The 7,102-nt window shown below is 72.1% G+C and carries 5 protein-coding genes; 4 read left to right on the top strand and 1 reads right to left on the bottom strand.

Features of this window, described 5'->3' with window-relative positions; all coding sequences use genetic code 11:
- Positions 1 to 441 precede the first annotated feature (441 nt).
- Complete coding sequence (locus AB0C15_RS10575; RefSeq protein ID WP_357350828.1) at positions 442 to 2,667, top strand: discoidin domain-containing protein; 2,226 nt, start codon at positions 442 to 444, stop codon at positions 2,665 to 2,667.
- A 112-nt stretch (positions 2,668 to 2,779) separates the two neighbouring features.
- Here AB0C15_RS10575 and AB0C15_RS10570 read toward each other — a convergent pair whose 3' ends face one another.
- On the bottom strand, positions 2,780 to 4,102 hold the full coding sequence (locus AB0C15_RS10570; RefSeq protein ID WP_357350826.1) for an FAD-dependent oxidoreductase: 1,323 nt from the start codon (positions 4,100 to 4,102) through the stop codon (positions 2,780 to 2,782).
- Between the two features lie 221 nt (positions 4,103 to 4,323).
- On the opposite strand from AB0C15_RS10570, the gene AB0C15_RS10565 reads away from it, so the two are divergent.
- The 3 genes from AB0C15_RS10565 to AB0C15_RS10555 all read left to right on the top strand — a co-directional run bounded on the left by AB0C15_RS10565 (position 4,324) and on the right by AB0C15_RS10555 (position 7,093).
- Positions 4,324 to 4,680, top strand: a complete 357-nt coding sequence (locus tag AB0C15_RS10565) for a YciI family protein (RefSeq protein WP_357350824.1) — start codon at positions 4,324 to 4,326, stop codon at positions 4,678 to 4,680.
- 2 nt (positions 4,681 to 4,682) lie between these two features.
- Entirely contained in the window at positions 4,683 to 5,891 is a 1,209-nt protein-coding gene (locus AB0C15_RS10560) for an RNA polymerase sigma factor (protein ID WP_357350822.1), read from the top strand.
- A 68-nt stretch (positions 5,892 to 5,959) separates the two neighbouring features.
- Positions 5,960 to 7,093, top strand: a complete 1,134-nt coding sequence (locus AB0C15_RS10555; protein WP_357350820.1) for a glutamate--cysteine ligase — start codon at positions 5,960 to 5,962, stop codon at positions 7,091 to 7,093.
- Positions 7,094 to 7,102 lie beyond the last annotated feature (9 nt).

Raw genomic sequence — 7,102 nt, 5'->3', positions numbered from 1 at the left:
GAACTCAACGCACGGCCACGCCAAACCCTCGACTGGCAGAATCCAGCCGAGGTACTCCACAAACACCTGGTTGCAACCGCCGCTTGAAACCGCCCGGGTTGAGGCAGCAACATCACCGAAACTGTGTCGATCTTGGGGTGATCGACCCGGTTCCGGATTGGCGGACGGGAGGGGTCGGCCCCGCGGGAGGTCGACTGGCGCTTGGTCGGGGCGGCGGGGTGACCGGCGTGGAGGATCGGGAATTACACAAAACCCGGCTCTCGGGATAAATAACGAAGTTATAGATCGATGTCTTGACGCCGCCGCAATCTCGCCGCAACACTCCTACGAGAGCGCTCTCCTCCCCGCGGCGTCGCCTCGGCGGCACCATCCACGGCGCTACGGGCGAGCCGATCCCCCATCCGTGCGGCAACCCGTAACCCCCTATCGACAGGCGATGTCATGACATCTCGTGCTAGATCCGTACGCCCGCGTCCCCGGGCCGTGCGGCACCTGCTCGTCGGGCTCACCATGGCCCTGGTCGCGGTGCTCACCCCGGCCGGAGCCACCGCACCCGCGCAGGCCGCCCCCGTCCTGCTGTCCCAGGGTCGTACGGCCACCGCTTCATCCACCGAGAACGGCGGAACCCCCGCCGCCGCCGCTGTCGACGGCAACACCGGCACCCGCTGGTCCAGCGCGTTCAGCGACCCGCAGTGGCTCCAGGTCGACCTCGGCGCACGCGCCACCATCAGCCAGGTCAACCTGCTCTGGGAGGGCGCCTACGGCAGGTCCTTCCAGCTCCAGACGTCCGACAACGGGTCCACCTGGACCACGATCTACTCCACCACCACCGGCACCGGCGGCACCCAGAACCTCACCGTCTCCGGCGCCGGCCGCTACGTCCGCATGTACGGCACCGCCCGGGGCACCGGCTACGGCTACTCGCTCTGGGAGTTCCAGGTCTACGGCGAGACCGGCGGCGGCACCAACGAACCCCCGGTGACGCCCACCGACCCGTACAACCCCAACCTCGGGTCGAACACGTTCGTCTTCGACCCGAGCACGCCGACGTCGACCATCCAGAGTCGACTCAACACCCTCTTCACCCAGCAGGAGACCAACCAGTTCGGCCCGCAGCGCTACGCGGTGCTGTTCAAGCCCGGCAGCTACACCGCCGACGTCAACCTCGGCTTCTTCACCCAGGTCGCCGGCCTCGGCATGAGCCCGGACGACGTCAACCTCAACGGCCACGTCCGCGCCGAGGCGTTCTGGATGGGCGGCAACGCCACCCAGAACTTCTGGCGGGCCGCCGAGAACCTCTCCGTCACCCTGCCCGCCGGGCAGACCGTGGAACGCTGGGCGGTGTCCCAGGCCGCGCCGTACCGGCGGATGCACCTGCGCGGCGCGCAGAACCAGATCCAGCTCTGGAACGGCGGCGACGGTTGGTCCAGCGGCGGCCTGCTGGCCGACACCCGCATCGACGGCCTGGTCGTCTCCGGCTCGCAGCAGCAGTGGTACTCCCGCAACAGCGAGTTCGGCAACGGCTGGACCGGCTCGGTGTGGAACATGGTCTTCCAGGGCGTCAACGGCGCTCCCGCGCCGAGCTTCCCCAACCCGTCGCACACGGTCATCCCGCAGACCCCGCAGGTCCGGGAGAAGCCGTTCCTGTACGTGACCGGCAGCGGTGAGTACCGGGTGTTCGTGCCCGCGCTGCGCACCAACTCCACCGGCACCAGCTGGTACAACAAGACCCCGGCCGGCTCGTCCATCTCGCTGTCGCAGTTCTTCGTGGTCCAACCCGGCACCAGCGCCGCCACCATCAACGCGGCCCTCGCCCAGGGGCGGCACCTGCTGTTCACCCCGGGCGTGCACCACGTCACCGAGCCGATCCAGGTCAACCGGGCCGACACGGTCATCCTCGGTCTCGGCCTGGCCACCATCCAGGCCGACAACGGCGCGGTGGGGATGCGGGTGGCTGATGTGGACGGCGTCAAGGTGGCCGGCCTCATGTTCGAGGCCGGCACGACGAACTCGCCAGTGCTGATGGAGGTCGGGCCGTCCGGCTCGTCCGCCAGCCACGCCAGCAACCCGACCTCGCTGCACGACGTGTTCTTCCGCATCGGCGGGCCGCACGTCGGCAGGGCCACCAACACGTTGACCGTCAACAGCGACAACGTGATCGGTGACCACATGTGGCTGTGGCGTGCCGACCACGCCGCCAGCGGCGTACCGACTGGATGGACGCTGAACACCGCCGACACCGGGCTCACCGTCAACGGCGACAACGTCACCATGTACGGCCTCTTCGTCGAGCACTACCAGAAGTACCAGACCATCTGGAACGGCAACGGTGGGCGGACGTACTTCTACCAGAACGAGCTGCCGTACGACGTCCCGAACCAGGCGGCCTGGATGAACGGGTCGACCCGGGGCTACGCCGCGTACAAGGTGGCCGACTCGGTGACCAGCCACCAGGCGTTCGGGCTGGGCAGCTACAGCTACTTCAACGTCAACCCCTCGGTCGTCGAGGAGCGCTCCTTCGAGGTGCCCGTCAACTCGAACGTGCGCTTCACCAACATGGTCACCGTCTCGCTCGGTGGCGTCGGCACCATCAACCGGGTGATCAACAACGCCGGTGGCACCGCGAACGCGGCCAACCAGACGGTGTACCTGACCACCTACCCCTGACCGGGGTACCCGCGTCGGCCCGGTCGTCTCATCGGACCGGGCCGGCCGGGTAGCACCCAGGGCCGAGGCCGGCCCGGTCCCGCCGAGACCGGGCCGGCCACGGTCGTGCCGCTCAACCGGCAAGGACCTCGGCCGCGGCGCGCTCACCGGCGCGCACCGCGCCCTCCAGATAGCCACTCCACCGGGTGGCCGTCTCGGTGCCCGCCCAGTGCACCCGCCCCACCGGCGCCCGCAGGTACGGCCCGTACGTCCGCCACGCGCCCGGGGTCAGCGCACCGGAGAAGCAACCCCGGGTCCACTCCTGGGCCGACCAGTCGTACTCGATGAAGTCCACCGGGTCCTCGGCGCGCGGCCCGACCACGCCGGCGAACGCCTCCAGCAGACATTGCCGACGTCGTGCGGGGGACATGCCGCGCAGCGTGGCCGCGTCGGTGGAGTAGCTGAACCCGGTCAGCACCCCGAGCGGCGAGGTGGGGGTGGAGTTGTCGACCGTCTCGGTGAGCGGCCCGGCGTTGCTGGTGGACACCCCGGAACGCCCGTCGGCACACCAGAACGGCTCCGGGTAGACGGCGTGCACCTTCAGCGCCGAACCCATCGGCATCCGTTGGGTCAACCCGTCCCGTAGCGAAGGCAGCGGCGGGTCGTACCGGATCCGGCCGGCCAGCGCCGGGGCCAGCGCGACCACCACGGCATCGCCGTCGACGCGCCCGGTGTCGGTCCACGCGGTCGCGCCGTCGACGCCCTGTTCGATGGCCCGTACCGGCGCGACAAGCGTCAGCGCGCCCGGTGGCAGGGCGGTGGCCATCCGCTCGGCCAGCGCCGACGGCCCACCCACGATCCGGTCCTGCTGCGCGCCGCCCGCCATCCCCAACAGCGGCCCGGTCCCGCCGGCGCTGCGCAAATAGAACAGCAGGTGCAACAGGGACAACTCGTCCGCGCCGGTGGCCAGCAGCCCACCGGCGAGCAGCCGCCCCAGGTAGGCGGCGGTGTCGTCGTCCCCGGCCGTGGTGGCGAGCCAACCGCCGAGGGTCGTCCGGTCCCACCGTCCGGCCTCCGGCGCGGCCCAGGGCGCTGCCGGGTCCAGCCGTGCGGCGTACTCGTCGAGCAGGCCGAGCACCCGGCCGACCTGCGCCGGCGGCTCGGTGCGGCGCTCAGCGGCCCAGAGCAGGGTGGGCGCGCCGACCGACGCCGAGGCGAAGGTGGCCAGCCCGTGCTCGGCGAGCAGCGCGTACATCCGGTCCTGGGTCGGGCCGATCCACTGCGCCCCCAGGTCGAGCTGCGTGAGCTCGGGCAGCCACCGGGTCAGCACCCGACCGCCCACCCGGTCGCGGGCCTCCAGCACCCGCACCTGGGCGCCGGCGCGGTTGAGCGCCAGCGCCGCCGCGAGACCGGAGAAGCCGGCACCCACCACGACCACCCGCAAGCCGTCGACCACACCGGGGTCTACCCACAACCGTCGCCGGCATGACAACCGGCGTCGACCGCGACGGTGGTAGCTGCTGCGGCGGTGACTGGCGGTGGTGGCGGTGGTAGCGACACCACCGGGGGCTGGGTCGACCGCCGAGAAACACTCTGCCGACCTGTCGATCGGGGCGGTGGCCGATCGTGTGGAGGATGAGAGGTCGGTGAAGGACCGACCGCGCGCGAGGAGGAACCATGACGTTGTACCTGCTCAGCCTCCACCAACCACAGGGTGAGCTGCCACCGGAGCCGGAGTTCCTGGCCGGGGTGATGCGCCAGATCGGCGAGCTGCGCGCCGAGTTGGCGTCCACCGGGTCGTGGGTCTTCGGGCAGGGCCTGCATGGGCCGGAGACCGCCACCGTGCTGCGCGCCCGGGACGGCGAGGTGCTGATCACCGACGGGCCGTTCGTCGAGGGGAAGGAGTATCTGGGCGGTATCACCATCATCGACGTGCCGGACCTGGACGCCGCCCTGGACTGGGGTCGCCGCTACGCGGTGGCGACCACCCTGCCGATCGAGGTGCGCCCCTTCCAGGGCGGGGCCGGCGACTGACCGTGTCCGACGTGGAGGCGGTGTTCCGCGCGGAGTACGGCCGAGCGGTCGCCGTCCTGGTCCGCCTCCTCGGCGACATCGAGCTTGCCGAGGAGGCCGTCCAGGAGGCCTTCGCCGTCGCTGTGGCGCGGTGGCCGACCACCGGCCCGCCGCCCAGTCCGGCCGGTTGGATCATCACCACCGCCCGGCACCGGGCCATCGACCGCCTGCGGCGCGAGGCGTCCCGGCCCGGTCGGCAGGCCCAGGCGGCGCTGCTGTTCGCCGCCGCCGAACCCGTCGAGGAGGGACCGGTGCGCGACGACCGGCTACGGCTGATCTTCACCTGCTGCCATCCGGCGCTCGCCCCGGCCGCCCGGGTCGCCCTCACCCTGCGGCTGCTCGGCGGCCTGAGCACCGCCGAGATCGCCCGAGCGTTCCTGGTGCCGGAGCCGACGATGGCGCAGCGCCTGGTCCGGGCCAAGTCGAAGATCCGCAACGCGGGGATCCCGTACCGGGTGCCCCGCGACGCCGACCTGCCCGACCGGCTGCACGGTGTCCTGGCGGTGCTCTACCTGATCTTCAACGAGGGGTACACGGCGAGCGCCGGCCCGCACCTGGTCCGCACCGAGCTGTGCGTCGAGGCGATCCGGTTGACCCGTCTGCTGGTGGACCTGATGCCGGACGAGCCGGAGGCCGTCGGCCTGCTCGCGCTGATGCTGCTCACCGAGTCCCGTCGTGCCGCGCGGACCACCGCCGACGGCACCCTCGTTCCGTTGCCGGAACAGGACCGAGGCCGCTGGGACGCCGAGCTGATCACCGAGGGGCAGGCGCTGGTCCGCCGCTGCCTGCGCCGCGACCGGCCCGGCCCGTACCAGATCCAGGCCGCGATCGCCGCCGTGCACAGCGTCGCGCGGCGCACCGCCGACACCGACTGGGCGCAGATCCTTGCGCTGTACGACCAGCTGACGGTGGTCGCCCCCAGCCCGGTGGTGGCACTGAACCGGGCGGTCGCGCTCGCCGAGGTGTCCGGTGCGGCCGTGGCGCTGACCGAGGTGGACCGCCTCGACCTGGGCGCCTTCCACGTCCACCACGTGGTCCGGGCCGACCTGCTGGCCCGGCTCGGCCGGCGGGTGGAGGCCGTCGAGGCGTACCGGACGGCCGTCGCCCTGACGGACAACGCGGCCGAACGGGCCTTCCTCACCGCGCGCGCGACGGCCCTCGCGACGCCCTGAACCCGCGTTTGCCGCAGGGGCGGTCGGGAACCCGAGGCACCGCCGCCGCAGGGGATGGGGGAGGGGCCATGGCGTACCGTCCGACCGCTGTCGACACCGCGCCCGACCTCTCCGTTCTCACGCTCGGGGTGGAGGAGGAGTACCTGCTGCTCGACCCGGACAGCGGCCGGAACCTGCCGGTCGCCGACCAGGTGCTCGCCGCGCTGCGCGGTTCGGCCCGGGACCAAAGCCGCCAGGAGTTCCGGCACAGCATGGTCGAGATGGTCACCCCGGTCTGCGGCGACCTCACCGAACTGCGCGCACACCTGGTGTCGCTGCGTCGCTCCGCCGCCGAGGCCGCCACGGCGGCCGGGGCCCGACTGGTGGCGGTCGGCGCCACCCCGGTGGCCGAACCGCACCGGACGGTTCCGGACGAGCCGCGCTACCACGCCATGTCCCGCAGGTACGGGCCGGTGGCGCACGACCCGGCGGTGTGCGGCTGCCACGTGCACGTCGGACTGCCCGACCGGGAGTTGGCGGTGCAGGTCTGCAACCACCTGCGGGTGTGGCTGCCGGTGGTGCAGGCGATCACCACCAACTCGCCGCTGCACGACGGGTACGACACCGGGCACGCCAGTTGGCGGTCCATGCAGTTGGAGCGTTGGCCGAGCATCGGACCGACGCCGTACTTCGAGTCCGCCGCCGACTACGACCGCACCGTCGACGAGCTGATCGCCGCCGGCATCATGCTCGACGCGGCGATGGTCTACTGGTACGCCCGGCCGTCGTCGGCGTACCCGACGGTGGAGGTGCGGGTCGGTGACGTCTGCACCGAGGTGGACGACGCGGTGCTCGTCGCCGCGCTGGTCCGGTCCCTGGTGGCCACCCTCGCCGACGACGTACGCGCCGGGGTGACCGCCCCGCACGTCCGGGACTGCCTGGTCGCGGCGGCGCACTGGCGGGCCGCCCACGACGGTCTCGACGGCGAGCTGATCGACCTGCGGGCCGGTGGCACCCGGCCCGCCTGGGCGCTGGTCGACGAGCTGATGGCGGTGATCGCGCCGGCCCTGCTGCGCCACGGCGACCTCGGGTACGTGTTGGCGCAGCTCGCCCGGCTGCGCCGCGACGGCACCGGCGCGACCCGGCAGCGGCGGGTGCTGGAGCACGCCGGTGACCTGGGCGCGGTCCTCGACGACCTGATCGCCCGTACGGCGGCGGTCTGACCGGGCATG

Origin of the sequence: Micromonospora sp. NPDC048835 (assembly GCF_040649995.1) — a bacterium.
Lineage (GTDB): Bacteria > Actinomycetota > Actinomycetes > Mycobacteriales > Micromonosporaceae > Micromonospora.
Note: the sequence above shows the minus strand (reverse complement) of the source record. Positions and strands in the feature narration are given on the sequence as shown.